This is a genomic window from Candidatus Terasakiella magnetica (assembly GCF_900093605.1).
GTDB lineage: Bacteria > Pseudomonadota > Alphaproteobacteria > Rhodospirillales > Terasakiellaceae > Terasakiella > Terasakiella magnetica.
In genome coordinates this window covers 92,327-118,012 of sequence record NZ_FLYE01000046.1, presented here as the reverse complement: position 1 = coordinate 118,012, position 25,686 = coordinate 92,327, and the positions used below count along the sequence as shown (strand labels likewise).

The 25,686-nt window shown below is 48.6% G+C and carries 25 protein-coding genes and 1 pseudogene; 16 read left to right on the top strand and 10 right to left on the bottom strand.

What is annotated here, in order from left to right; all coding sequences use genetic code 11:
• Positions 1-3: 3 nt before the first annotated feature.
• From MTBPR1_RS14990 to flhA, 5 genes are all read left to right on the top strand, one after another.
• Positions 4-810 (top strand): FliH/SctL family protein, encoded by an 807-nt coding sequence (locus tag MTBPR1_RS14990; RefSeq protein WP_069189835.1) that lies wholly within the window; start codon positions 4-6, stop codon positions 808-810.
• Positions 811-907: 97 nt separating this feature from the next.
• Complete coding sequence (gene fliN, locus MTBPR1_RS14985; RefSeq protein ID WP_420808130.1) at positions 908-1,183, top strand: flagellar motor switch protein FliN; 276 nt, start codon at positions 908-910, stop codon at positions 1,181-1,183.
• Between the two features lie 11 nt (positions 1,184-1,194).
• Positions 1,195-2,001, top strand: coding sequence for a motility protein A (locus MTBPR1_RS14980; protein WP_069189834.1), 807 nt, complete (start codon positions 1,195-1,197; stop codon positions 1,999-2,001).
• A gap of 24 nt (positions 2,002-2,025) precedes the next feature.
• Entirely contained in the window at positions 2,026-3,384 is a 1,359-nt protein-coding gene (locus MTBPR1_RS14975; RefSeq protein WP_069189833.1) for a sigma-54-dependent transcriptional regulator, read from the top strand.
• A gap of 20 nt (positions 3,385-3,404) precedes the next feature.
• The gene (gene flhA, locus MTBPR1_RS14970) at positions 3,405-5,537 is read left to right on the top strand and encodes a flagellar biosynthesis protein FlhA (protein WP_069189832.1); all 2,133 of its coding nucleotides are present in this window, start codon (positions 3,405-3,407) and stop codon (positions 5,535-5,537) included.
• Positions 5,538-5,576: 39 nt separating this feature from the next.
• On the opposite strand, the gene MTBPR1_RS14965 is transcribed toward flhA, so the two are convergent.
• Complete coding sequence (locus MTBPR1_RS14965; protein WP_069189946.1) at positions 5,577-5,855, bottom strand: carboxymuconolactone decarboxylase family protein; 279 nt, start codon at positions 5,853-5,855, stop codon at positions 5,577-5,579.
• Positions 5,856-5,945: 90 nt separating this feature from the next.
• On the opposite strand from MTBPR1_RS14965, the gene MTBPR1_RS14960 reads away from it, so the two are divergent.
• Genes MTBPR1_RS14960 through MTBPR1_RS14950 form a run of 3 tightly spaced genes read left to right on the top strand, consistent with a single transcriptional unit; the run spans position 5,946 to position 8,773 of the window.
• On the top strand, positions 5,946-6,725 hold the full coding sequence (locus MTBPR1_RS14960; protein ID WP_240492928.1) for a nucleotide-binding protein: 780 nt from the start codon (positions 5,946-5,948) through the stop codon (positions 6,723-6,725).
• A 12-nt stretch (positions 6,726-6,737) separates the two neighbouring features.
• Positions 6,738-8,390, top strand: coding sequence for a hypothetical protein (locus MTBPR1_RS14955; protein ID WP_069189830.1), 1,653 nt, complete (start codon positions 6,738-6,740; stop codon positions 8,388-8,390).
• A gap of 5 nt (positions 8,391-8,395) precedes the next feature.
• The gene (locus MTBPR1_RS14950) at positions 8,396-8,773 is read left to right on the top strand and encodes a hypothetical protein (RefSeq protein ID WP_069189829.1); all 378 of its coding nucleotides are present in this window, start codon (positions 8,396-8,398) and stop codon (positions 8,771-8,773) included.
• Here MTBPR1_RS14950 and MTBPR1_RS14945 read toward each other — a convergent pair.
• Entirely contained in the window at positions 8,770-9,198 is a 429-nt protein-coding gene (locus tag MTBPR1_RS14945; protein WP_069189828.1) for a flagellar FliJ family protein, read from the bottom strand. The two genes, MTBPR1_RS14950 and MTBPR1_RS14945, sit on opposite strands and share 4 nt — an antisense overlap.
• A gap of 12 nt (positions 9,199-9,210) precedes the next feature.
• Positions 9,211-10,605, bottom strand: coding sequence for a flagellar protein export ATPase FliI (gene fliI / locus MTBPR1_RS14940; RefSeq protein ID WP_069189827.1), 1,395 nt, complete (start codon positions 10,603-10,605; stop codon positions 9,211-9,213).
• Between the two features lie 220 nt (positions 10,606-10,825).
• Here fliI and ctrA point away from each other — a divergent pair, with 220 nt between their 5' ends.
• Positions 10,826-11,530: a response regulator transcription factor CtrA gene (gene ctrA, locus MTBPR1_RS14935; RefSeq protein WP_069189826.1), complete on the top strand. Its 705-nt coding sequence runs from the start codon at positions 10,826-10,828 to the stop codon at positions 11,528-11,530.
• 421 nt (positions 11,531-11,951) lie between these two features.
• On the opposite strand, the pseudogene MTBPR1_RS14930 reads toward ctrA, so the two are convergent.
• The 5 genes and pseudogenes from MTBPR1_RS14930 to MTBPR1_RS14910 all read right to left on the bottom strand — a co-directional run.
• Positions 11,952-12,779, bottom strand: a pseudogene (locus tag MTBPR1_RS14930) (CheR family methyltransferase); the annotation flags it as partial.
• Positions 12,776-13,906 (bottom strand): protein-glutamate methylesterase/protein-glutamine glutaminase, encoded by a 1,131-nt coding sequence (locus MTBPR1_RS14925; protein ID WP_069189825.1) that lies wholly within the window; start codon positions 13,904-13,906, stop codon positions 12,776-12,778. The pseudogene MTBPR1_RS14930 and the gene MTBPR1_RS14925, both read right to left, overlap by 4 nt.
• Positions 13,907-13,953: 47 nt before the next feature.
• Positions 13,954-14,319: a response regulator gene (locus tag MTBPR1_RS14920; RefSeq protein WP_069189824.1), complete on the bottom strand. Its 366-nt coding sequence runs from the start codon at positions 14,317-14,319 to the stop codon at positions 13,954-13,956.
• 124 nt (positions 14,320-14,443) lie between these two features.
• On the bottom strand, positions 14,444-17,233 hold the full coding sequence (locus tag MTBPR1_RS14915) for a hybrid sensor histidine kinase/response regulator (protein ID WP_069189823.1): 2,790 nt from the start codon (positions 17,231-17,233) through the stop codon (positions 14,444-14,446).
• Positions 17,234-17,458: 225 nt separating this feature from the next.
• The gene (locus MTBPR1_RS14910; protein ID WP_069189822.1) at positions 17,459-18,124 is read right to left on the bottom strand and encodes a histidine phosphotransferase family protein; all 666 of its coding nucleotides are present in this window, start codon (positions 18,122-18,124) and stop codon (positions 17,459-17,461) included.
• A gap of 69 nt (positions 18,125-18,193) precedes the next feature.
• On the opposite strand from MTBPR1_RS14910, the gene MTBPR1_RS14905 reads away from it, so the two are divergent.
• Complete coding sequence (locus MTBPR1_RS14905) at positions 18,194-19,378, top strand: DUF2478 domain-containing protein (RefSeq protein ID WP_069189821.1); 1,185 nt, start codon at positions 18,194-18,196, stop codon at positions 19,376-19,378.
• An 8-nt stretch (positions 19,379-19,386) separates the two neighbouring features.
• On the opposite strand, the gene MTBPR1_RS14900 is transcribed toward MTBPR1_RS14905, so the two are convergent.
• A complete protein-coding gene (locus tag MTBPR1_RS14900; RefSeq protein ID WP_069189820.1) occupies positions 19,387-20,313 on the bottom strand; it encodes a response regulator in 927 nt (308 codons plus the stop codon).
• Positions 20,314-20,458: 145 nt separating this feature from the next.
• On the opposite strand from MTBPR1_RS14900, the gene MTBPR1_RS14895 reads away from it, so the two are divergent.
• The 3 genes from MTBPR1_RS14895 to MTBPR1_RS14885 are packed head-to-tail and all read left to right on the top strand — an operon-like array spanning position 20,459 to position 22,409.
• Complete coding sequence (locus MTBPR1_RS14895) at positions 20,459-21,355, top strand: hydrogen peroxide-inducible genes activator (RefSeq protein WP_069189819.1); 897 nt, start codon at positions 20,459-20,461, stop codon at positions 21,353-21,355.
• Between the two features lie 3 nt (positions 21,356-21,358).
• Entirely contained in the window at positions 21,359-21,700 is a 342-nt protein-coding gene (locus MTBPR1_RS14890; RefSeq protein WP_069189818.1) for a CidA/LrgA family protein, read from the top strand.
• The gene (locus MTBPR1_RS14885; RefSeq protein ID WP_069189817.1) at positions 21,693-22,409 is read left to right on the top strand and encodes an LrgB family protein; all 717 of its coding nucleotides are present in this window, start codon (positions 21,693-21,695) and stop codon (positions 22,407-22,409) included. The genes MTBPR1_RS14890 and MTBPR1_RS14885 overlap by 8 nt, the downstream gene beginning before the upstream one ends.
• Here the strand turns inward: MTBPR1_RS14885 and MTBPR1_RS14880 are convergent.
• Positions 22,402-23,796 (bottom strand): aminotransferase-like domain-containing protein, encoded by a 1,395-nt coding sequence (locus MTBPR1_RS14880; protein WP_069189816.1) that lies wholly within the window; start codon positions 23,794-23,796, stop codon positions 22,402-22,404. The genes MTBPR1_RS14885 and MTBPR1_RS14880 overlap by 8 nt on opposite strands.
• A gap of 123 nt (positions 23,797-23,919) precedes the next feature.
• Between MTBPR1_RS14880 and MTBPR1_RS14875 the strand changes: the two genes are divergently transcribed.
• The 3 genes from MTBPR1_RS14875 (at position 23,920) to MTBPR1_RS14865 (ending at position 25,527) form a co-directional block, all read left to right on the top strand.
• Positions 23,920-24,171: a DUF1127 domain-containing protein gene (locus MTBPR1_RS14875; RefSeq protein WP_165602684.1), complete on the top strand. Its 252-nt coding sequence runs from the start codon at positions 23,920-23,922 to the stop codon at positions 24,169-24,171.
• Positions 24,172-24,263: 92 nt separating this feature from the next.
• Positions 24,264-24,809: a LysE family translocator gene (locus MTBPR1_RS14870; RefSeq protein ID WP_069189814.1), complete on the top strand. Its 546-nt coding sequence runs from the start codon at positions 24,264-24,266 to the stop codon at positions 24,807-24,809.
• 13 nt (positions 24,810-24,822) lie between these two features.
• Entirely contained in the window at positions 24,823-25,527 is a 705-nt protein-coding gene (locus MTBPR1_RS14865; RefSeq protein ID WP_069189813.1) for an alanyl-tRNA editing protein, read from the top strand.
• The last annotated feature ends 159 nt before the right edge of the window (positions 25,528-25,686 follow it).

Sequence of the window (25,686 nt, the reverse complement as noted above, 5' to 3'; positions counted from 1 at the left end):
CTTATGGGCAGCATTAAAAGATATCTTTTTGAAAACAGGAACTTCGATCCGGATTATGACCCGGAGGCGGACCACACCTATGATTTTGAAGGTGAAGAAGGTGTTCATGTTGCTACAGAAGAACCTGAGCAAAATGAAGATGATGAAGATGAAGAAGAGGTAGAAGCCCCTCCTCCACCGACCTTTAATGAAGAAGAAGTCCTTGCTGCACAGCAAACAGCCTTTGATGAAGGTAAGACTGCGGGCTTACAAGAAGCCAATGCCCAGTTTGAACATCTCATTGCAACCGCGCTGACCCAGATTTCACAAAACATACCGGATGTTTTTCAATCCCACAGCCAAACTCAGGAAGACCATGAATCCCATGCGCTTTCAGTTGCAACAGCTGTTGTGAAAAAAATCATTCCGGCTTATGCAGAAAAAAATGGCTTGGATGAAATTGTCCATGTGGTTTCGCAATGCTTAGAACCCCTTCGTGCAGAACCACGCATCATTGTAAAAGTTCATGAATCCTTGCGCGATGATGTGCATGATAAACTCACGGTTATTGCCGATCAGATCGGTTTTGACGGACGCGTGGTTGTTATGGCCCAAGAAGATATTGTGCCCGGTGATTGCCGTGTGGAATGGTCAGAAGGCGGGGCTGAGCGCAATAGTGATGATTTATGGCAACTAATTGATGAAATTATAGAACGGAACTTGACGCAAGGTGCCAATTCCGGCGAAAATCAGCCCACGGCTGACACCCATGGGGAAGCTCCTGTTGATGGTCCTTTGGACACTCAGGCAGGACTAGAGGAGACATCTTAAGATGGCTGATGAAGAAAATAACCTAGAACTCAATAATCTGGATAACCCAGAAGGCCCGATGGCACCTGAAGCTCAAATGGGACAAGCCAGCCCTTCAATGGGACCATCCCAAGACCTTCCCACAAGTGCGCGTGAACTCGAAGCTGTTTATGATATCCCGGTTCGTGTTTCTGCCGTTTTGGGCAAAGCGACCATGCCGGTAAGTGACCTTCTTAAACTGGGCCGCGGTGCGGTTGTTGAGCTTGACCGTAAAGTTGGTGAAGCGATTGATATCTATGTAAACAACCGACTTGTCGCACGTGGCGAAGTTGTTGTTGTGGAAGAGCGCCTTGGCGTGACCATGACAGAGATTATCAAATCTGAACGGAGCTAAGATACAGCACGATGAGTGAAGGTGAAGGAATTGGCCGCGCCAAATCGACCTTAGATACTGCCACCATTATTGGTCTTCTGATTGCCTTTGCCTTGGTAGGGGCCGCTATCGTTGTGGGTGGGTCTCCAGACTCCTTTTTCAACCCGCCTTCCATCTTGATTGTGATTGGTGGGACGATCGGGGTCACAATGGTGTGTTTCTCCCTTGGTGAGATGCTGCGCAGTGGTCAGCTCATCGTTAAAACCGTTCTGTATAAAACACATGACGCCAGTGCAATTGCCGTACAATCCATCCAAATCGCTGAAGTGGCGCGCAAACAAGGCGTTCTCCAGCTGCAAGGCGTACTTGAAAGCATCAAACGCGAAGAATTTTTTCACAAAGGCCTGTCCATGATTGTGGATGGCACGCCCGCCGATGAAGTTGAAAACATGATGATCGGTGAGCTTGAAGCCATGGCAGGACGCCATAACAAAGGCGCGAATGTCCTTAGAAAAGCGGCTGAATTTGCCCCTGCCATGGGGTTGATCGGCACCTTGATCGGTCTGGTTCAAATGTTGGGTAATCTAGATGACCCAAGCACAATCGGCCCATCCATGGCAGTTGCTTTGTTAACCACCTTTTATGGTGCAGTGCTGTCAAATATGGTACTGATACCCCTAGCCGCAAAATTAGAGCGTAATTCTGATGAGGAACTCCTTGTCAATCAGCTCTATATTCTTGCGACCGCATCCATTGGGCGACAGGAAAACCCGCGCCGTTTGGAAATGATGTTGAACAGTATTTTACCACCGAACCGTCGCGTTCAATATTTTGATTAACGTGATAAAGAGGTTAGAAGTTAGATGAAGATTTTGATTGTCGGAACCTTGAATGGGCAAGTGGGCGCTGCAAGTCAGATTGCAGTGAAACGCGGTGCCAAGGTCATTCATACCGATAACATTAATGATGGCTTGGAAACTTTACGCCAAGGTAAAGGGATTGACCTTGTCTTGGTTGATATCCAGCTTGATATTGAAAGCTTTATCACCAACCTAAATGCAGAACGCATCAACACCCCGATTGTCGCCTGTGGGGTGGCAACTGATGCCCAAGCCGCTGTGCGCGCAATTCGCGCCGGTGCCCAAGAATATCTTCCCCTTCCCCCTGATGCCGAGCTGATCGGCGCTGTTTTAAGTGCGGTGGCCGAAGAAAGCCATGCCATGATCTATCATGATCCGGTCATGGATGATGTGGTGCGCCTTGCCAAACAGATCGCACCCAGTGATGCCAGTGTGCTGATCACAGGACAAAGCGGAACGGGTAAAGAGATTATGGCACGTTTTATCCATCGCAGCTCCAAGCGTAAAGATGGGCCGTTTGTTGCGGTAAACTGTGCTGCCATTCCTGAAAACCTGCTTGAGTCTGAACTGTTTGGTCATGAAAAAGGGGCCTTTACAGGGGCTGTTGCACGCCGTATCGGTAAATTTGAAGAAGCCAATAACGGAACCATCCTGCTTGATGAGATTTCAGAGATGGACCCGCGCTTACAAGCTAAGCTTTTGCGTATTTTACAAGAACGCGAAATTGATCGTGTCGGGGGTAAAAAGCCCGTTCCGGTCAATGTGCGTGTCCTTGCGACCTCTAACCGCAATATGGAACAAAGCGTTGCCAAAGGCGAGTTTCGTGAAGATTTATACTTCCGCCTAAATGTGGTGAACCTACAACTGCCATCGCTGAAAAATCGCCCCAAAGACATCACCGTACTGGCTGAACATTTCATCAAGAAATACGCCAAAGCCAATGAAATGGATGAACGTCCACTTACAGTAACAGCGATGAATAAAATTTTGGGTCATGCATGGCCCGGTAACGTGCGCGAGCTGGAAAACACCATGCACCGCGCGGTTCTCATTGGAGGGCCAACGGAGATTGGGGAAGAAGCCATTATGCTTAGTGGCAGCCCCACAGCGGGGGCTTCGGCCCCACAACAAGAAGCAGGCGCGCCTCTTTTAGCAGCGCAATCTGAAAATCCGAGCGATTTTGTCGGTCAGACCGTTGCTGATATGGAACGCAAACTGATTATTGCCACATTGGATCACTGCCTTGGTAACCGCACCCATGCGGCTAACGTGCTGGGCATTTCCATTCGCACATTACGTAACAAGTTAAAACTCTACGGGGATGACGGTTTTGAAGTCCCCGCAGCAGGCGGCAACACTTAAGGTCAGGCAGGGTATAAGCGATGGCAGATCCAGCGACTCCCGGCCAGCCCGGCCAATCTGGCGGGGACCAGTTCGGCGCATTTTTTAATAAATTAAAAAACACCTTCCTCCAAGGCGATTACGGCATGGCTGTTGGCATCTCAACCATTTTGGTTGTGCTGATCTTCCCCATGCCGCCGTGGCTGCTTGATATCTCGCTGGCTTTTTCCTTTACCTTCTCTGTCATGATTATGATGACAGTCATATTCTTGGAAAAACCCCTTGATTTCAGTGCCTTTCCCACGGTCTTGCTGATTGCGACCATGATCCGGCTGGCCTTGAACCTAGCCTCCACCCGCCTGATTTTGACCAATGGTCACGAAGGTACCCACGCTGCGGGAGCCGTGATTGAAGCCTTTGGTGGCTTTATCATGGGCGGTAACTTCGTTATCGGTATTATCGTTTTCTCCATCCTTGTGATCGTTAACTTTATCGTTATCACCAAGGGTTCTGGTCGTATCGCCGAGGTGACTGCACGTTTCACCCTTGATGCTATGCCCGGTAAACAAATGGCAATTGATGCTGATTTGTCCACGGGCCTGATCGATGAAGACCAAGCCAAAGAACGCCGTCAAGAACTGCAAGATGAAAGTACTTTCTTTGGGGCCATGGATGGTGCATCCAAGTTTGTACGTGGGGATGCCATTGCCGGTATTCTCATTACCTTCATCAACGTGATCGGCGGGATCATCATCGGGGTTGTGCAAAAAGACCTTGAGATGATCCAAGCTGCTGACAGCTATACACGACTGACCGTAGGTGATGGTCTGGTTTCACAAATTCCAGCCCTTATCGTATCAACCGCTGCAGGTCTTTTGGTGACCAAAGCGGGTGTTTCCGGCACCGCTGATAAAGCCCTTATCGGTCAATTTGGGGCCAACCCAAAAACATTGGGGGTGAGCTCGGTCATCCTGTTTGGTATGGCGACCATGCCCGGCATCCCGATGATGCCTTTCATGTTCCTTGGCCTTCTTACTGGTGGGGGCGCTTATTACGTCTTTTCCAAACAAAGTGCAGAAAAAGCTGAGATAGAAAAACGCCAAGCTGCAGAATCTACTGCACCACCTGCCCCCTCAGAAGAACCCATCGCCCAGACCATGAAGATTGACATGATGCGTCTAGAGCTTGGCTATGGCCTTCTCTCTCTGGTAAATGCGGGCATGGATGGGCAACGTTTAACCGACCAGATTAAAGCGCTACGCCGCCAGCTTGCCACAGAGATGGGCTTTGTTATGCCCTCAGTGCGTATCCAAGATAACATGCAGCTGCCCGCTAATAATTACGTCATCCGCGTTAAAGAGATTGAAGCAGGGCGCGGTGATCTTCGCCCCAATCAGTTGATGATTATGGATCCGCGCGGTGAAGATATTTCCCTGCCCGGTGAATCCACAAAAGAGCCTACCTTTGGCCTGCCTGCCCTTTGGGTTGATTCCAATAACCGGGAAGAAGCCCTGTTTCGCGGCTATACGGTTGTGGAACCCGGCACCGTCATTACCACCCATCTGACCGAGCTGGTCAAAGACAATATGTCTGAGCTTCTGTCTTATACAGAAACCCAGAAGCTGCTTGATGATCTGGATAAAGAGCATCAGAAACTTATTGCTGATATTATTCCAGCAGCCATGAGTGTGGGTGGTGTACAACGTGTTCTTCAAAATCTGTTGATCGAGCGTATCTCTATTCGTGATTTACCGACCATCTTGGAAGGGATTTCAGAAGCCACAGGCTATACCCGCAACGTAAATATGATTACCGAGCATGTGCGCTCACGCCTTGGTCGCCAGATCAGTGATATGCTGACCAACCATCAAGGTATCTTACCACTAATTACCTTGTCACCAGAATGGGAGCAGGTCTTCCTTGAATCTTTGGTGGGTAGTGGTGATGAAAGACAGCTTTCCATGGCACCAAGTAAGATGCAGGAATTTATCAATGCGGTACGCCAGACCTTTGAGCGTCAAGCCATGATGGGCGAAACACCTGCCTTGCTGACAAGCCCGGCTATTCGCCCTTATGTCCGTTCCATTATTGAGCGCTTCCGCCCAACAACAACGGTGATTTCACAAAGTGAAGTTCACCCCAAAGCCAAGATCAAAACCATCGGGCAGATTTAACGTTTCACCAAAAGCATCGATACTCATTTTGATTAAAACCTATAATTCAAGATCATAGGTTTCTATAACCTCCTGCATCTGGAGTCGTTTTTGGCCTGCTGCCACGGCCATGACTTTTGCTAAAACTTCAGAAATTTCACCTTTTGTGATATCTGATTTCTTACATTGTTCAAGATAGTATTTTGTACAAGGCGCACAGTTCATCGCCATTGCCGCAGCAAGATCCACGAGTAATTCCGCTTTAGAATCAAGATGTTCTGTTTGATGTGTTGTTTCATAAAACGCATTATAAGCTTTTTGTTGCTTTGCTGTCAGCATGGTGACACTCCCTAAATTAACCGAAAAAAAATCTTTGCCTAACTGTTCGGTAACCATTTCCCTATACATATAATAGCCATGTTTGCAGCTATGACAAAAACAACTCCAACACCGGCTGTACGAAAAGGCGGCAATGTATTTGCTGTTGCCTCGGGAAAAGGCGGTGTGGGAAAGACCTGGTTTGCAGTGACGCTATCACATGCGTTGGCGAACTTGGGTCAGCGGACCCTCCTTTTTGACGGTGACTTCGGTCTGGCCAATGTGGATATTCAGTTAGGGCTTATGCCTAAACATGATCTATCCGGCGTGGTCGGGGGCAACCTCACCCTTAATCAGGCTGCCCAACCCTTTGATGAAGGCGGCTTTGACATTATTGCCGGGCGATCAGGCTCCAGCTCGCTTAATCATATTCCTGCAAACCAAATCCAACATTTAGGCAATGACCTTGGTGTTCTCTCTGTCTCTTATGACCGTGTGATTGTTGACCTTGGTGCAGGGCTTGACCGTCCAACGCGTCAACTCACCTCAAAAGCAGGCACCTGTTTGGTGGTAACCGCAGATGAGCCCACAGCGATGACCGATGCCTATGCCTTTATCAAGACCATGACAAAAGAACGCCCCGGTCTGGATATTCGCGTTGTGGTCAATATGAGCGATTCCATTCGTGATGGCGAGCGCACCTATAATACCTTGCGCCGTGCATGTGAGGGTTTCTTGGGTATTTCACCGCCTCTTGCAGGTGTGATTCGCTGGGACAAGCGTGTTCGTGATACAATAAAGCATCAACAGCCTTTGCTTAGCCATGCGCCCAGCTGTATTGCGGCAAAAGATGTTGCAACCATTGCCAATAGCCTGATCAACAACTTCTAAGGCCCGCCTGACATGACAAGTGTTGCGCCCCCACCGCCACCACCTTTACCGCCGACTGCTGGTGGTGCGGCACCGCAACTGACTGTCAGCGTTGGTGGCCCAGCCTCTGTCCAGCTGTCTAAGATGGCATTAGATAGTCTGCTTACAGGTATTGTAAAACAATCCAGCCAAGGTGGCACAACAAGCTTACAAACAAATCTCGGCCTACTGCAATTTAAAGCGCCCTTTACCCTGCCGCCCAATGCCCAAGCGACATTTAAGCTGGTGCAAACCCAACCCGCAGTGCAAGTGCAACTCACCCATATCAATGGCAAACCCATTGCGCCTAATACGCCCGCGGGAAGGGTCAATACGGTTGCGACCCAGTTTATGCAAGGCAATGCTCAAACCGCCTCCCTTGGTGGGCAAAGCTCACAAGCTGGTGGCGCCCAACTTAATGTCGGGGCAACCCCGGCGACCCTGCTTAACCTCAATACCGCATCTGGCATCAAAGCCTTTGTGCTCAGCCCCACAACAAACCAAGGCCAAGCGCAGGCTGGGACAACTACGGGCCAAGCACAAACTAAAGCAAACCCCACACAATCAGGTAAATCAAGCCTTGCAGGTGTACAGGTTAAATCAGGTGCGACCCCCACAACAACGGGCTCAACCGTCATTCAGGGCCAAGGCACTCAAGCCACGGGGAGCAATCATTTCCAAAGTGGCAACCAGCTCAATGTGCGCCTTCTCAGTGTGCAACAACCCGGCCAAAGCACCAGCCAAATCCAAAGTGCCTCAAGCACCCCTTCCACCAGCACTGTCATTACTCAAGGCACAGTGCAGGGACAAACAGCTCAAGGCCAACCGATTATCAAGCTGCCCCAAGGGCTCATTGCCCTAGATACCACAGCCAAAATGCAGGAAGGCACGTTAGTGAAACTGGAAGTGCTGTCTTCGCTTAAGCCAAGCACAAAGCCAGCAACGACCAACCCGACCCAGCCCAACCAAGGTCCCCAGAACTTGGCCCAGAAATGGCCCGCCCTTGAAGAAGCCATGGCCACTTTAAAAGATATCAATCCGGCACTTGCTGAAAACCTCAGCAATGCCTTGGTACCTAAAGCCGATAACCGCCTTGCAGCCAATATGATCTTCTTTTTAAAAGCGCTGGGGCGTGGCACTTTTAAAAACTGGGCAGATGAAAAAACCCTGAAAGCACTTGGTAAGTTTAAGCCAGAATTACTCAAACGCCTTGAAGGTGATTTTTCCCAAATGAGTGATAAGGCCAAAGCGCCAAACTCAACAGATTGGAAAATCGCCTATGTCCCCATGCAAAATAATGGGGAGATCAATCAAATCCGCATTGCCCATCGCAATCCTAAAGAGGATGAGAAAGACGGCAAGGATGATCCCGGCGTCAGGTTTGTTATTGATTTGGACCTATCTCAACTTGGCCCCATGCAGTTTGATGGGCTGGCAAAAGACCGTCTTAAAAAGTTTGACCTGATTGTGCGCACCCACAGTGCCCTACCCGGTTTTATGCGCAAGGAAATCCATGATATTTATGACACTGGCATGAAAGCCATTGGTTTTGATGGTAAAATCACCTATCAAGTCACCCCGCATTTTGTGGAAGTGGATGGCATTGAGCTTAATAAAAGTGAACTTAACCTTGGTATGTTGGTATAGATATAATGGATACGATCAAAAGACGCGCGCTTTTAAAAGCTCAAAACAACCCCAATAAAGCGATTGATTATCTCATTACCCTAGAGGCCTTTTGCCCCCATGAAACACGCCGGGTTTCACTGCGTTATGTGCCTGATAAACAGGTTTTAGAAAGTGCCTGTTTTGAAACTTATATCAACAATCTATTTAATGATAAGACCCAGACGGTTGAGACTTTGGCAAATCGCTTGCTTGAAGATATCAATAATGAGCTGGTTGTTCGCTGGGTTCAGGTGATTGTTTTTGAAGATTTAAGCGACACGGCCATGCATAGTGTTGTGGTAGAAGATCACCAACCCCATTGGGAGAACCCCCACCTGATTGCGCGCATGACGAAAATTTAATCTTCAGGCATATTCTGGCGATAAAGATTCATGGCGATCTCATCCATCTCGATATTTTCTTTACGGGTGCGTTCTTCTTCTTCTTTTTTAAGGCGGTTCTTTTCTGCCTCTTCATAGACCTTTAGCTCACGAAAGGCCGCGTTTACTTCATCACGTGCGGCCTCGACCTCTTCTTCTTTAGCCTGAATGGCCCCGTTGATTTCTTCGCGAATACCCATGGCGCGCTCATGAAAGCGCCCATAAGAAAACATGGTTTGGTCTGGTGAGGATTGGGCAATTTCTTTTTCACGCACAATCTGTTCTTCAAGGTCGCGTAATCTTTGTTCCAGCTCATGCAGCTCGCCATAAAGCACACCCAGAACACGGCGTTTTTCATCCACACGATATTTATGAAGGCGGATCAGGTTGGCGAGTGTCTTGCCCATATCTTACCTAGATTACTGCGGGGCCTGAAGCTGGTCTTGCGGCACACCCAATTGGGAGACATCCCCATTAAAGCCCTTATACTGCATACCCAACAATTGCGCCAAAGCCATATAGCCAGTTTCCAAATCCATCGGCTCATTTTTATTTTGCGATAAAAAGGCTTCAAGGGCCGGATTATAATAAACCGCTTCATCCACCTTTGGATCCGTGCCTTGACGGTACGCCCCAAGACGGATTAATTCTGCCATATCTTCATATGTTGAAAGCAATTGGCGGGCTTTAAAGACCAAAGCATTTTGCTCATCATCATTACAGTCAGGCATGGTCCGCGACACACTTCGAAGCAGGTTAATCGCCGGATAACGCCCGCGCTCCGCAATGGCGCGATCTAATACAATATGACCATCCAAAATACCACGCACCGCATCTGAAATCGGCTCGTTATGATCATCACCTTCCACCAAAACGGTAAAGAGGCCCGTGATATTGCCCTGCTCTTTATTACCGGGACCTGCGCGTTCTAAAAGACGTGGCAGTTCGGCAAAAACAGAAGGCGTATAGCCTTTTGAGGCCGGTGGTTCACCAACTGATAGACTAATCTCGCGCTGTGCCATGGCAAAACGGGTGACACTATCCATCAAGCAAAGAACATCTTTTTGCTGATTTCTAAAATATTCCGATACCGCCATGGTCACATAAGCCGCTTGGCGGCGCATTAATGGGGGCTCATCCGAGGTCGCAACAATGACAATACTGCGCGCAAGACCTTCTTCACCCAGATCATCTTCAATAAACTCACGCGCTTCACGCCCACGTTCCCCGATTAACCCAATGACGCTGATCTCAGCTTCGGTATTACGTGCCATCATGGAAAGGATGGTTGATTTACCCACACCAGAGCCGGCAAAAATCCCCATACGTTGCCCACGACAACAGGTCAAAAATGTATTGATGGCACGTATACCCAAATCCATTTTCCCGCCCACACGGGTTCTTTCATGAGCCGATGGTGGCGCACCTTTGATCACATATGGGTTTGGCCCAACAGGTAGCGGCCCCTTACCATCCACAGGCTCCCCCATGGCATTAATCACACGACCTAACCATTCCTCACAGGGGTATAAAACAGGTTCGCGTTGCCCAACCTCGACGCGATCACCCATGGCAATCCCATCAACAGAGCCAAACGGCATAACGAGTGCGCGCCCATCGCGAAAACTTACCACCTCACAGACAACCCAGTCACGACGACGCACATGAATACGACAATGATCCCCGATAGATAAGGCCCCTTGCACACCACCAACTTCAACCATCAAGCCTTTAACAGCAGCGACCCGGCCAAACACATTATATTGTGGCAGTTTATCAACTTCTGCGATTACGTTATTGACCAAAAGGGCCACGGGGATGCTCCGTAAAAAGTGTGCGTTTTCGTGATATTTTCATACACTATACTCTGTTTGCTCAAAATGACAAACCCCTTGACAAGATTCAACATTTTTTGCGACTCGCGAGAAAATATAGCGTTGAGCGAAAAAAAATGTTTTAATCATTTTACTAATATGATAAAGGTTAACGAAAGGTTAAGAAAAGGTTAACGCACATAGCAATCGGGGATAAGCCATGCGTGCATTACTTGTTGAAGACAACCCAAGCGAAGCAAAAGCAATTGAATTGATGCTGAAATCTGCCGGTATGGTGATTGATGTCACCAATTACGGTGAAGAAGGTATCGAAATTGGCAAGCTTTATGACTATGACATCATTATTTTAGATTTGATGTTACCTGACATTGACGGTTTTGAAGTACTGCGCGCTTTGCGTAGCTCCAAGGTCGACACACCGATCCTTATTCTTTCAGGGCTGGATCAACCGCCCTCAAAGGTTAAAGGCTTTGAAATTGGTGCAGATGATTATCTGACCAAGCCGTATAATAAAGAAGAACTCATCGCACGTATTCATGCGATTGTGCGCCGTTCTAAAGGTCATGCACAGTCCATTATCAAAACAGGCAAACTGTCTGTGAACCTTGATAATCAGACTGTGGAAAGTAATGGTAAGCCCGTTCACCTGACCTCTAAGGAATATGGCATTCTTGAGCTGCTTTCTTTGCGCAAAGGCTCAACCCTAACCAAAGAAATGTTCCTCAACCACCTTTATGGTGGCATGGATGAGCCTGAGCTTAAAATCATTGACGTGTTTGTCTGTAAGCTTCGCAAAAAGCTGACAAAAGCAACCGATGACAATTACATCCACACTGTTTGGGGCCGCGGCTATGTTTTGCGTGACCCGGATGCATTGGAAGAAGCCGCTGCTGCCACAGCATAATTAGCGCTTCACACGACTTGATAAAGAAAAACGGCTTTCATGCATCTATGAAAGCCGTTTTTTTATTCTCAATAGAAAACCTATCTTAAGGCTTCTTTACCCCGGGACGTGGCGGTAAAGACCCCGGTTTTGTTGTTGAACCAGCACCACCACCAATTGGTCGCGTTGGACGTGGTGGCGTACCTGCTGGTGCTGCCCCCGGTCTTGGCGCTGGGCGCGGTGGCGGTGTTGTACCAGATGCAGGTCTCGGTGCACCGGGTCTTGGCGCGGCCGCTGGACGTGGCGTTACCCCCGGCCTTGCAGCAGGTGATGGTTCAGCCCCTTTCGGTGCACGTCCTTCAACCATATGCTTGGGTTTTGCAAATCCTGTGGGTGCCGCAGGGGCCGGAGCAGGAGCTGCTGCTGCACCTTCGCTTACCGTGCCAAGGCTTTCCGCGCAATGAGGACGGCTATAAATACCGCGCAATCCCTGAACAGGTTTAAAGGCATCAGAAATACCCAAAACAGTTTCCGCCCCACCAAGGTAAAGCACACCGTCTTCAGACATTTGTTTTGCCATGCGGCCCAATACATCGCCTTTTGTCTGCTGATCAAAATAGATCAACACGTTACGACAGAAAACCACATCAAAAGTGCCCAGTGATTTCATATCTTCAAGCAGGTTGAATTCTTTATATTGCACCATACCGCGCAATGCTGAATCGATCTGCCAAAGATCATCACGTTTTTTAAAATATTTTACGAGCTGCTGAACCGGAAGGCCGCGCTGTACTTCAAACTGGGAATAAAGCCCCGCTTGCGCTTTATCGAGCATTTCTTTTGAAATGTCTGTGCCGACAATCTCAATGCGCCAACCCGCCAATTGCGCCGCTGCTTCTTTCAGCACCATAGCAATGGAATAAGGCTCTTGCCCACTAGAGGCGGCTGCACACCAAATGCGAAATGTCTTCTTGGAAGCACGGGTTTTAAGCAAATTTGGTAAAACCGTATCGCGGAAAATATCAAACGGCTTGATATCACGAAAGAAGAACGACTCATTGGTCGTCATTGCTTCTGTGATTTCATCAGCCAACGTATTATCCATGCGTGTTTTCATCGCGGCAACAAGGTCTTCTAGACCTTTCATCCCACGTTTGCGCGCAACGGGCATTAAGCGGCTTTCAAGCAGGTAAGATTTATCCTGCGTCAAAACGAGGCCGGAGCGTTCTTTTACCAAAGTTGCGAGAAACTGAAAGTCATCAGGTCTCATAACGCACCTCCTGCAGCGACTTTAACAACATGAGAAGAAATTTCTTCAAGGGGTAAAACTGCACTACAAATCCCTGCATTGGCAACAGCCCCAGGCATGCCCCATACAACACTTGTAGCTTCATCTTGTGCAATCAAGTCACCACCGTTTTTCACAACGAGTTCCCCGCCTTTAAGGCCATCAGAACCCATCCCTGTTAAAATAACAGTCAGGACTTTGCGACCATACGCTGCTGAAACACTGCGCAACATTGGGTCAACGGCCGGGCGACAGAAATTTTCTGGCGGGTTTTGATCAAGGTGCAGAACTTTTTGAACACCCTTGGCTTCAACCGTCATATGAAAATCACCGGGCGCAAGATAAACATGCCCCGCTTCAATCACCATACCATCGCTCGCTTCAGAACAGTCCCAACCTGTCATACGGTTAATATGTTCTGCAAGAATTTTTGTAAAAGTGGCGGGCATATGCTGTGTAATCACAACAGGTTGCTTCACCTTTCCATACATCCCTTTCAGGACGGAAAAGAGTGCCTGCGGCCCACCTGTTGAGCTGCCAATCGCAATAATATCGGGACGATCTTTTAAGGCTGATTGGCGAATACTGACTTGTTTGGGCTGTGCGGGCTGCGCTGTGCGTGAAACCGGGCGCGGCTTGGAATAAGCAACCGAAGGCGCACCTTTCACTTTACGACGTGCAGCACCGTGAATATGCACTTTTTCAACAAGCTCTTTCGCAAAATCACGCCCACCGGACAATTCACGCGAAGAAGAAGGTTTTGGGATGTAATCAACCGCACCGGCTTGAAGGGCGCGCAAACTGATATCGGCATTGCGCGCTGTCAGCGTAGAGGCCATGACAATACGAATGGAACGATCAACTTCAAGCAACTTAGGTAGCGCTGTCAAACCGTCCATTACGGGCATTTCGATATCAAGGACAATAACCTCGACCTCATTGCGCGCGAGACTATCAACAGCCATTTTCCCGTTGCCAACAGAAGACACCACTGAAATATCAGCTTCGGCTTCCAGCATACGCGTAATCAATCCGCGAACAACCGCAGAGTCATCAACGACCATGACCCTGATCGGGTTATCATTTTTTTGCGTTGCGCTTACAGACATACTTTTCCCAACGAGACCCGTCAAAGGAACCTCAATTCTTTATTAAATTACAGAAGACCAACCTGAGAGAATTTCGCTTGGATAATCTCACTGTCAAACGGCTTCATAATATATTCATTCGCACCGGCTTCGATCGCTTCCTGAATGTGCTCGATATCATTTTCTGTCGTACAGAAAACAACAACGGGCTCATCACCACCGGGTTGCTTGCGCAATTCACGCAAATATTCGATACCACTCATGACAGGCATGTTCCAATCAAGCAGAACAACCGTCGGCATTTCTTTAATACATGCGTCCAATGCCTGCTGGCCATCGGCTGCTTCGACTGTCTCGAAGCCCAACTCCTGTAGAATCTTTCGAGCTACCATTCGGATAACTTTAGAATCATCAACAATCAAACAAGATTTCATTATTTCACGGTTCCCATCGGCTATATCGCCTTAAGTTTACCGGCTCCTTTGGTTAGAAGACGGCCTACACATCTGTATAAAATAAAGGAGTAGGCCGCCAAACTCAACAACGTTGTCAAATAAGTTACTGTACTGCCAATGTTTCGGCGAGTGTTTGTAACAATGCATCACGATCAAACTTCGCACAATAGTCGTTAAACCCAACCTCACGGCCGCGTTCGAAGTCTGCTTCAGTTGCATGCGAAGATAGGGCTACCATTGGAATATCATTCCAACGCGTATCACTGCGAACAGCTTCTGCAAATTCAAAGCCGTTCATGTCTGGCATTTCAATATCACTGACGATTGCGTCATAGACCGCACCGGCAGAACGAAGCTCAAGCGCTTTCTTTGCACCTTCTGCCGTTGTTACCGTATAGCCTGCAACCGAGAGAATCGGCGTGAGAAGGTTACGGAAGAACGGGCTATCATCAACCAACAGAACGCGCGGACCAGAAGAAGTTTCATCGCCATAAGCCGTTGCTGTTTCAGGACGACCAAACCAGTCTGGGAATGCTTTCGTGAGGTAGTAGCCTGCATCAATAAGGTCTGTTGCCTTACCACTAATAACCGCAGAACCAACAAAACCATCACGCTCAGAGGCCAGTTCGATATTAAGATGATCTTCAACGATGTCGACGATCTCATCAACCACAAGACCCATAGAGTGATCTTTATCCGTGAAGACCAGAACAGGCTGACGCCCTTCTTCTTTCCACTCGTGACCCGTATCGATCGGAATAAGCGGCATCAATTGACCACGATACTGAACAACCGGATTCGTACCAGAATATTCGATCTTCGTCACATCGACCTCTTCCAGACGAGCAACAAGCGCCAGCGGAACCGCCTTGAGCTCTTCGCCGCCTGCGCGGAAGATAAGGATTGAGGTTGTTTCGCCGTCTGTGCGCGTGGCCACTGTTGTGTTTTGTGCTTCCTGACTGCCACCCATGGCAACCTCACCTGTTGTGGCTGCGATACCGTTTGGATCAAGGATCATGATCACGCTACCATCACCAAGGATGGTGTTACCTGAGAATAAGGAGATATGGCGCAGGATCGGTGCAACTGGTTTCACCACGATTTCTTCCGTATCAAAGACACGGTCAACGATGATACCAAATTGGTAAGTCCCGACTTGCGTCACAACGATAAACAATTCGTCGTTTGCCAAGTCTTTCTTATAGTCATCCAGTTTCAAATGATCATGCAGCGAGACCAGCGGCAACAGACGGTTGCGCAAACGCAAGACCGGTGCATCGTTGATCATCTCAATGGCATTATCAGATGCAGAGGATGTGCGAACCAATTCCAGAACGCTGATTTGCGGAATAGCAAAACGCTCACCAGAACATTCAACAACCAGTGCAGAAACAATCGCCAGCGTCAGTGGAATCTTGATGGTAAAGGTCGAGCCTTTGCCCTCAATTGATTTGAGCTCAATGGTACCACCGATTTTCTCGATGTTTGTGCGCACCACGTCCATACCCACACCACGACCGGAAACGGACGTGACTTTTTGGGCCGTTGAGAAACCTGCGCGGAAAATAAACTGGTGGATTTGCTGATCAGACATAGCTTCCAGATCAGTTTCTGTCGCCAGGCCACTTTCAACGATCTTCGCTTTAATGCGATCTGTATTAAGACCTTTACCATCATCAGTAATTTCAATGATGATATGACCACCTTCATGGAAAGCGTTCAAGGTTACCGTACCAACCTGTGGCTTGCCAATGGCAACACGCTCATCTGGCATTTCAAGACCATGATCGGCGGAGTTACGCACCATATGGGTCAGCGGATCTTTAATCAGTTCCAGAACCTGACGGTCAAGCTCGGTTTCCGCACCGATCATTTGCAGATCGATCTTCTTACCCGATTCAACGGCAAGGTCACGAACAATACGTGGCAGTTTGGCCCAAGCGTTCCCGATTGGCTGCATACGTGTTTTCATCACGCCTTCTTGCAGATCAGACGTAATATGTGACAGGCGCTGTAACGGCACCTTAAAGACACTATCATCAGAACCGCGCACCATCTGTAAAAGCTGGTTACGTGTCAGAACAAGCTCGGAAACCAATGTCATCAGGTTTTCAAGCAATTCCACATTCACACGAATTGTCTGGTTCGCAACCGATTCCTTGGCACCACCCGCTGGCTTTTTCGCTTCAGCAGGGGCTGGTTTTTTCGGCTCTTCTTTTGGGGCAGCAGGCACTTGCGCAGCAGGTGCTGGCGGTGTGGCTTCTACTGGCGCAGGGGCAGGCGCAGGTTCAGAAGCTTTTTCAGCCTCCATCTCAGCTTGCATCTGTGCTTCAATTTCATTTTGACTTGGGGCTTTGACACCTTCAGCAACAGCCTGTTCAACTTCTGCCAATAATTCAGCAGCAACGGGGAAACCGTTTTCATTGGTAATCGGGCCACTTGGTGCAGCAGGAGCTGCTTCTGCAACGGGGGCTGGCGCTTCTGCAACGGGTGCAGGGGCTGCTTCTTCAATAGAGCGCCCTTCAGCCATGGCGTTTAACTGATCAATCAGTTCTTGATCATCCCCATCAGGCTCAGTTTCTGTATCTTCCAGAATCTGCAACAGCTCTTTAATGGTATCAATTGCATGTAAGATCAACGTCACCGCCTGAGGTGTAACTTCCAGTGTTCCTTCACGGAATTTACCCAGAACGTTCTCACCAGCATGCGCAACTTTTTCAAGACGTGGCAGACCAAGGAAACCACATGTCCCTTTAATGGTGTGCATAAGACGGAAGATATTGGAAAGGATTTCCGTATCATTTGGGTCTTGCTCGAATTTTACCAATTCCGAGTCAAGCACCATCAGGCTTTCGGACGTTTCTGTTATGAATTCACTGAGTAGATCATCCATGGCTATACCTTTCTCCTAATCTTACCGATAGCATTCGGCAATATTGTTCACAAAGAATGCGAAATTATCACTATGTTTGCGCTAACTATTACCTAAAATATCTTGAGGAAAAAGAAAAAAACGACTTCGTTCCGCTTTCGTAATTTTTATTTCATTTTAGTTTGACAATGAAACTAATTTTAGAATGGTTTTAAGAGCTTTCAAACCCTAGACCCTACGGGCGCTCTAGCTTTCTAGGGGAATAATTGCTGCGATTTGGACACAATCAGTCTGTGGGCAAGAAATTTCAAAATCCAACCCCAAGTCATCCGCCAATCGCGCCATAAAAAAGGCTTGAACGGTGCGTGCTGTTAAAGAATCACAGCTGGCATTCGCATCAATTGCACTTTGAATTTCATCTTTGACATGCGCCTTTTGCCCCTGCGCGACCAAGGCAATACCAAGCCCTTCTGGCAAGACAGCCTGATTAAGGGTCATATCCCCACCACGAGGCAGGCAATCCACGCCTAACATAATCAGATTGAGAATCACCTTGATGATGTCTTTAGGGACACGTTTTTCACTATCCTGCCAAGGCAATTCAGGGTTTTGCGGCCAATGAAGCTGAATATGCTTTTCAAGAAAACCTTGTGACAAGCTGCGCCCCTGCGCCATGGACATTTGCCCACTGCCCCCACCAGAAAGTCCAAAAGCAACGCGGAAGAACTCAAGACGGTTTGACGCTTGGCCTGCACTCTGCCCAATCATCTGCGTGGCTTCCGCCATAACCGGACTATTTGTTTCTTCAAGCAGCTCAATTCCATGGTTCACAGCCCCAACAGGACCGACGAGGTCATGACATAAACGAGAACACAATAACTCCGCCACTCTCATATCGACTTGAACACCCATAGAATTTTGTTCCTTCTTTTGCTAAATTAACCCCAATACAAACCATAGAAGAAAAGCGAACCAGAGCCAATGTCAACACAAACTGCAAAACCGATCCGCCTTGCCGGTGTACTTTATGCCGTAGACACCCCTGAACGCAACGCTTTGCTGGGTTTTGCAGAAACATTAAAAAATCGCGGCTGGCATGTGGCTGGGCTCACTCAAGAACTCGCTTATGACGAAAAAGGCGAAAAAATCGGTCTCGATGCCATTGATATTCGCACAGGAGAGCATTTCCCACTGGCGCGCCCCAGTAAAGAAGACCGTGAAAGCGGCACCTGTGGTTTTGATGTGGGCTTACTTTGCGAATCATCCAGCGTTTTAAGACGCGCCATTGAAGAAAAAGCCGACCTTTTAGTGATTGAAAAATTTGGGGAGCGCGAACAAACAGGTGATGGCTTAGCACAAGAAATCATCACCGCTGCCATGGCAGGCATCCCCACCCTTGTTGCCGTTCCCGCAACGGCCCTTGAAACATGGAATGAATTTACCGGACGCCTTGGCACCCTTGTGCCCCATGATAGCGAGACCCTCTGGCAATGGTGGCCCAAGTGGAACATCTATAAAGAACTCGCTCATTCAATTAGCAATCTACCCGCCACACATATTGAAGTGGGCAAAAATGCCATCCTCGTTCAAAGTGAACATGGCTGCGGGGTTACAGCGAACCCTACAGGTAAAACAGATATTGAAATCCCAACAAACCTTTCTTTAAAGGCCATGGCTGGGCGCGCACAAAACCTTCACAACCCCATCGAACATGCCTTGGGCATTGCCGCCATCCTTGCCCATCACAACAGATTTGATATGGAAGGCTCAGACCACAGCGGCCTGACCCATTTTCAAGGTCGCGACGACCAAGTCCTTGTTGTTGGAAATTTCCCACCGAACAAAGATTACGCCAATGACTTCACCTTAATGAACACGGATAAAGCAATCCCCCATCTTATTGGGCATTCCTATGACGGGGTTATCCTGCCATCGCACACATTTGGCGATGGGCTTTTACCCACATTACTGGAAACTAAAGGTCGCGCTGAAACCGTGCTTGTGGGACCAGAAACACCCTTATGTGAAAAGCTGTTTGATTATGGCATTGATGTCTTATCTGGGCGCATCATTGTCGATTCGACCAAAGCCATTGAGATCGTTAAATCGGGTGGTTCCCCCAAAGACCTCAAACCAGCCTGTCGCTATATTACTTTAGAAAAATAAGATCAGGCCTAGCCGATTTGTGACAAAACAGCCTGCGTGATTTGGCGGGCTGTTGCCACATCTGCATTTTTATCAAAGCCAAGCTGAATGGCCTTATTTAACGGACCCAGCAGTTTCACATCGCGCTCGCCCGGTGTACCGCCACAATTGCGAATACTATTTACAATCCCCAACAGGGTCTGACACAGGTCTGAGACATGATTATAAATGGTGCCATCTAAGCGGCGGTTGGCATCTTCTGCGGCATAACGCAAACGATCAAGGCACAAGCGCGCCGTTGCATCAATCTCACCTGTTGCAAGACGCGGTATCAAAATCGTGACCAGCTCTTCAATATCTTCAGCATGGGATTCCAGCGCCTTGGTATTCACATTGGTGATGGCCGCATCCACCATGGCCTGAACTTCATCAATCGTGCCTTCATTTAAGGCACGGGCCTTAAGAGTATTGGGCGCATCAAACCGTTCTGCATTGGCTTCTTTTTGTGATTTGGCCTGACGGGTCGGCCCCACATAATCCCCTGTCACCACGAAAGGTTTGCGCTCATGGATCAAACGACCGACACGGCGCATCAAAGTTTTCACATCAAAGGGTTTGGATAACAGGTCATCCGCGCCTGCCTGAATAACCTTTTTCACAAGCTCAGGTGTAGGGTTTGAGGTCAGGGCAGAAACAACAAGAAACGGGTTATTGCCGATTTTATGATGGCGCAGGTCGCTGACAAATTCGGTGAAATCACCATCGGGTAATTCAGTTTCCGCAATGAGCAATTCCGGCATCTCAATGTCAAAACTTTCTCTGACAAACGAGAGGGAATGGCCCGTTAAAATCTTGCGAAAGCCTGCCTGAATCAAAGTCTTCTTGGCAACTGTTCTTGCTCTGGGGTCGGGGTCTGCCACCACGACCGTCACATCCTGAAACCGTTCTTTGACCATAGCCTGCTCTTTATACGACGATATTTCTCATTTATTATATAAATAGATATATGCCATTTTTTAAGGATAAGGCCTACCAAAAAATACACCTATAGGCGATATGCAAGTTTGCCAATGAATATTCATTGATTTATAGATATTACCTATGAATGCGACATATACACTTAAACACCTCAAATATTTTATGGCGGTTGCCCAACATCAGCATTTTGGCAAAGCCGCCCAAGCCTGCTTTGTCACCCAGCCAACCTTAAGTGCTGCCATTAAGGAATTTGAAGAGATTCTCGGCCTACAACTGTTTGAGCGCACCAAAAGAAGTGTCCTGCTCACAAGTGTTGGCGAAGAACTGTTAGAGCGCGCAAAAGAGATTAGCATTCAAGCCGATGCCTTGATGGAACTGGCTCAATCGCGCCGCGCGCCCTTAAGTGGCGAGCTCCGCCTTGGCGTAATCCCGACCATTGCACCTTATCTTTTACCCAAATTTATGCATGCGGTGCGCGACAGTTACCCCGATCTCACGCTTTATTTAAAAGAGGATCAAACCGAACGACTGTTAAGTAGCCTGCATAATGGTCAACTTGATATCCTCATCCTTGCTCTTCCTTATGAACATGACGGCATTGAGAGCTACACTTTCATGCAGGACCCTTTTTATTGCGCCTTTCCAAAGACCCATAAACTAGGGCGCAAGAAATCCATTAAAAACGAAGATATCTTTGAAGAAACTTTGCTTTTACTCGAAGAGGGCCACTGCCTGCGTGATCATGCGCTTGCGGCTTGTTCATGGCCACAAAAACAACAAACCAATGAGTTTGGTGGCACCAGCCTGACCACCCTTGTACAAATGGTTGCCAATGGGTTGGGGCTGACTTTGCTGCCGGAAATGGCGGTACAATCCGGCATTACAAATGGGTGTGATATCACAGCGATCCCACTTGCCAAAGAAAGCCCACCGCGTGATATTGGGCTGGTGTGGCGCAAAACATCTGGTCGGGGTGATGAGTTTAAAATGCTCGGCAGTTTTCTTGAGGAGTCTCTATAAATTATGATCGCTTTCTTTTTCCTCCTCTGCTTCTTACAGCTGGTAGGTGAGGCCATTGTTTATGTGACAGGCTTGCCCATTCCCGGCCCTGTAATTGGCATGGCGCTTTTGCTCATTGGATTGCTCATCAAAAAAGGCTTACCGGAAAGTCTTGATAAGACCGCCTCCGGCCTGTTGCAATATCTCGCCTTGTTGTTCGTGCCTGCTGGTGTGGGGGTGACTTTACATTTCAACCTCATCACCAGTGAATGGTTGCCCATTACGGCTTCGATCATTTTTGCCACACTGCTGACCATCGCCTTTTGCGGCCTTGTTATGAAGCTATTGGATCGCAGCCATGGATAAACTGCTTGATCTCTGGGCCCATCTTGCCCAAACACCCCTGCTGGGCATTACCCTGGCCTTGGCCTGGTTTGCCTTGGGCAACTGGATACATAATAAATGCAACAAGCACCCGCTGACCAATCCGGTACTTTTTTCCATCATCACGGTTTCACTGACCTTGTGGGTGACCAAGACGGACTATCTGGTTTATTTTGATGGGGCGAAATATATCCATTTCCTGCTTGGCCCTGCCACGGTTGCCTTGGCAGTCCCCCTTTATAAAAACATCCATCATGTAAAAGCTGCCCTGGCCCCCATTATCGTTACCCTCCTCACAGGTTGCCTGTTTGCCATTGGCAGTGGTGTGGGTGTCGCCGCCCTTTTAGGGGCATCTGAGGAAACCTTGCTTTCACTTGCACCCAAATCAGTAACAGCTCCGGTTGCCATGGGGCTGGCTGAGATTATTGGCGGCACACCTTCGCTGACCGCCGTGCTTGTCATCTTAAGCGGGGTGACAGGGGCCGTCCTTGGCGGGGCGGCGCTCAACCTTGTTGGGGTGAAAGATAAAAAAGCCCGTGGCCTTGCCGTTGGCATTGCCTCTCATGGCATTGGCACTGCGCGCAAGCTCAGCTTAAATGAAACTTCAGGTGCCTTTGCAGGATTAGGCATGGGGCTTAATGCACTGGCAACTGCCATCATCTTACCCTTGCTCTATTTCTGGCTTACATAACATTATGAAAGGCGTGAATTTCTTCGCTCAGCAGCGTTGCTAAGCGGCTCATGCCTTCTTCAACATGATCAAGATTTGGTGGCGAACCATAACAAATACGCACGGCATTTTCCGGCTGTTTCTTGCCGATATGAAACACATGGGCAGGCAGGATGGACACATCACGTTCGCGCGCACGCAGGCAAAACATCTCTGCACTCCACGGCGCAGGCAGGCGCAACCAAGCATGATAGGTTCCTTGTAGGGAAAGAAAGTCTTGGCCCTGCAAGGCCTTATTCATCACAGCTTGGCGGCTTTGCGCTTCCCCACGGTGCCACTCCATTAAATCAAACACCGTGCCATCTTCAATCCAGCGCGCGGTCAGTTCCACATTTAATGGCGCCGCCATCCAGCTGCTTAAACGCATACAGGCCGCAACGGTTGAAACCTTTTGTTTAGGGGCCAAGACAAAGCCAACGCGCACACCCGGGCTAACACATTTTGAGGCCCCATTTAGATAAAAGGTCTGCTCGGGTAACAAGCTGGCAAAGGGTGTATGGGCAGAAGGGTCATCATGTAAAAAGCCATAGATATCATCCTCAATAATCCACACCCCATACTTTTTGGCAATCAACGCAATCTCTTTGCGCCGATCTAATCCCATCACCACATTGGTCGGGTTTTGGAAATTGGGCATACAATAAAGCATGCGCGCGCCCGTTTGCACGATGGCTTCTTCCAATTTTTCAGGAATTATCCCTTCCCCATCCATGGGCAAACCCTGCATTTTCAAGCCCAGTTGGGTCGCTAATGTCTTGATGCCGGGATAGGAATATTCCTCACATAACAAGGTATCGCCTGCCTTTGACAGCGCCATTAAGGACAAGGTCATGGCATGTTGCACACCGTTGGATACCACAATGCGCTCAGGATCATTTGGCGCACCATGATGGGCTGCCCATTTCGCCATGGCTTGGCGGTGATGCTCCATCCCCTGTTCAGACTGATAGCGCATCAATGCACCAAGGCCGGGGTCTTGCGCCACGCCCATCAAGGCCTTGCTTAACAGTTCAACCCGTCCTTCTTCAGCCGGAAAGTTTAAACTGAAATCATAAATATCAGGCTCCACATCATAGGGGATATGAAAGGGATTATCGGGCTCATTTTCCGGTTTGACATAGGTGCCGCGCCCGACCTCGCCAATCACATAATCACGGCGCACTGCTTCTGCATAGGCCCGGCTCACCGTACCTACCGTCACCCCAAGATCGTAAGCAAGGTCGCGGTGGGTGGGCAGACGTTCTTCAGGCTGAAGGCTTCCATCGCGAATGGCCTCACCAATAGCATCGGCAATGGCGAGGTAACGCGGGCCTCGTCGATCTTCAATTTGCGGCACCCATCCAGACATTTTACGGCTCCTGACTATATTGTCACGGTGACAATGTAATAATTGACACCATATTGTATCGATTTTATGGTCATTGTCATCAAGTATTTTGTAAACACACAAACACAAGCGGAGTTACGACCGATGAGACAGAATTGTATCGATACAATCGACACAACAACTGCCCCGCTACCAAGCTGGGGCCAATGGGTAAAAGCTGGGGTAAAGATGGTCCGTGCAGACATGCTCCAGCTTGTTGAGATAGGGCGAATTTGGTCCATGCGGGCACACCATCGCCGCCAGCTTCATGATATCTCGGATGAAACCTTAAGAGATGTCGGGCTGAACCGCGCGCAAATAAGAGAGCAGGCACAAAAGCCGTTCTGGATGGCGTAATTCATCAAAGGTGTCGTCCTCGCGAAAGCGGGGACCTCCCGACCCTTTACATACAGATCCCCGCATTCGCGATGATGATAGGTAGTTAGATCATGTTCAGCTTTGCCCTTTTTGCCTTTGTTACCTCCATCACACCGGGGCCGAACAATTCCCTTTTAATGGCATCGGGCGTGCGTTTTGGTATTAAACGCACCCTGCCCCATCTCTTTGGGATTAATCTTGGCTTTGGCTTTATGTTCTTACTGGTGGGCTCCATCCTGCCTTTATTACCTGATGGCACCATGGAGGTTTTACAGTGGGTCGCCATGGCGCTGTTGTTTTACATCGCCTTTAAAATCGCCACCGCCTCAACGGATTTTAGCGATCCTGAAGCCGATGAAAAACCATGGGGCTTTTTTCGCGCCGCCGCCTTTCAATGGATCAATCCCAAAGCCTTGATGATGGCTTTTGCGGGTGCGACCTCTTATGGGCTAGATACGCTGAGCGGGGCGATTATCTTTACCCTGACCAATACGGTCTGTGGCACATGGATTTTTGCCGGCGCATGGATGCGTCAATTTCTCATCGACAACCCCGCGCGCACGCGCATACTCTATATCATCTTGGCCCTGACCATGGTGGCGACCCTGTTTTTATAAAAGGAGTTTCAAAATGACGATTGAGCTGTTTAGAGCTGATTCCTACCTCAAAGAATGTGCTGCAACCATCACCGCAACACAAGAAGGGGCCATCATTTTGGATCAAAGCGTCTTTTATCCCACAGGCGGCGGGCAACCCGGTGACAGCGGCACGTTTGAGCTTGAAGATGGCACAGTGATCACCATTGCCAATACGGTGAAAGACCGTGAGACAGGCACGCATTTACATCTGGTTGAAGAAGGCACGCCCCTGCCCCCTGTTGGCACAAAGCTCAAAGCCATCATAAATTGGGAAAGGCGCTATCAGCTTATGCGCATGCATACAGCCCTCCATATTATGTGTTCAAAAGTAGATGCCGCTGTCAGTGGGGGTTCCATCGGACTTGAAAAAAGCCGCCTTGATTTTGACCTGCCCGAAGCCCCTGATAAAGAGGCTTTGGCAGCCGCTATTAATGAAGAAATTGCAGCTAATAAACCTGTTGAGATTGCCGCCATCAGCGATGAAGAGCTTGAAGCGAATCCCGATCTTATCCGCACCATGTCGGTAAAGCCACCCACAGGCCAAGGCAGTGTGCGCACCATTCGTGTGGGGGATGTGGACTATCAACCTTGCGGGGGCACCCATGTTAAATCCACCGGCGAAATTGGCCCCATCCGCATTGGTAAGGTTGAGAAAAAAGGCAAATTAAACCGCCGCATCAATATCCATTTTTCATGAAACTCAATGTAAACGCAATGTTAATAGCGCCGACTTATTTTTCCGCTAACTTACTTTCCCATTGCTTTGACCTCAGGATAATGTAACCAACTAACCTCAGATTGATCTCACTCTACATATAAACAACTATCTAAAGTTGTTTTATCGCAAATCAATGGG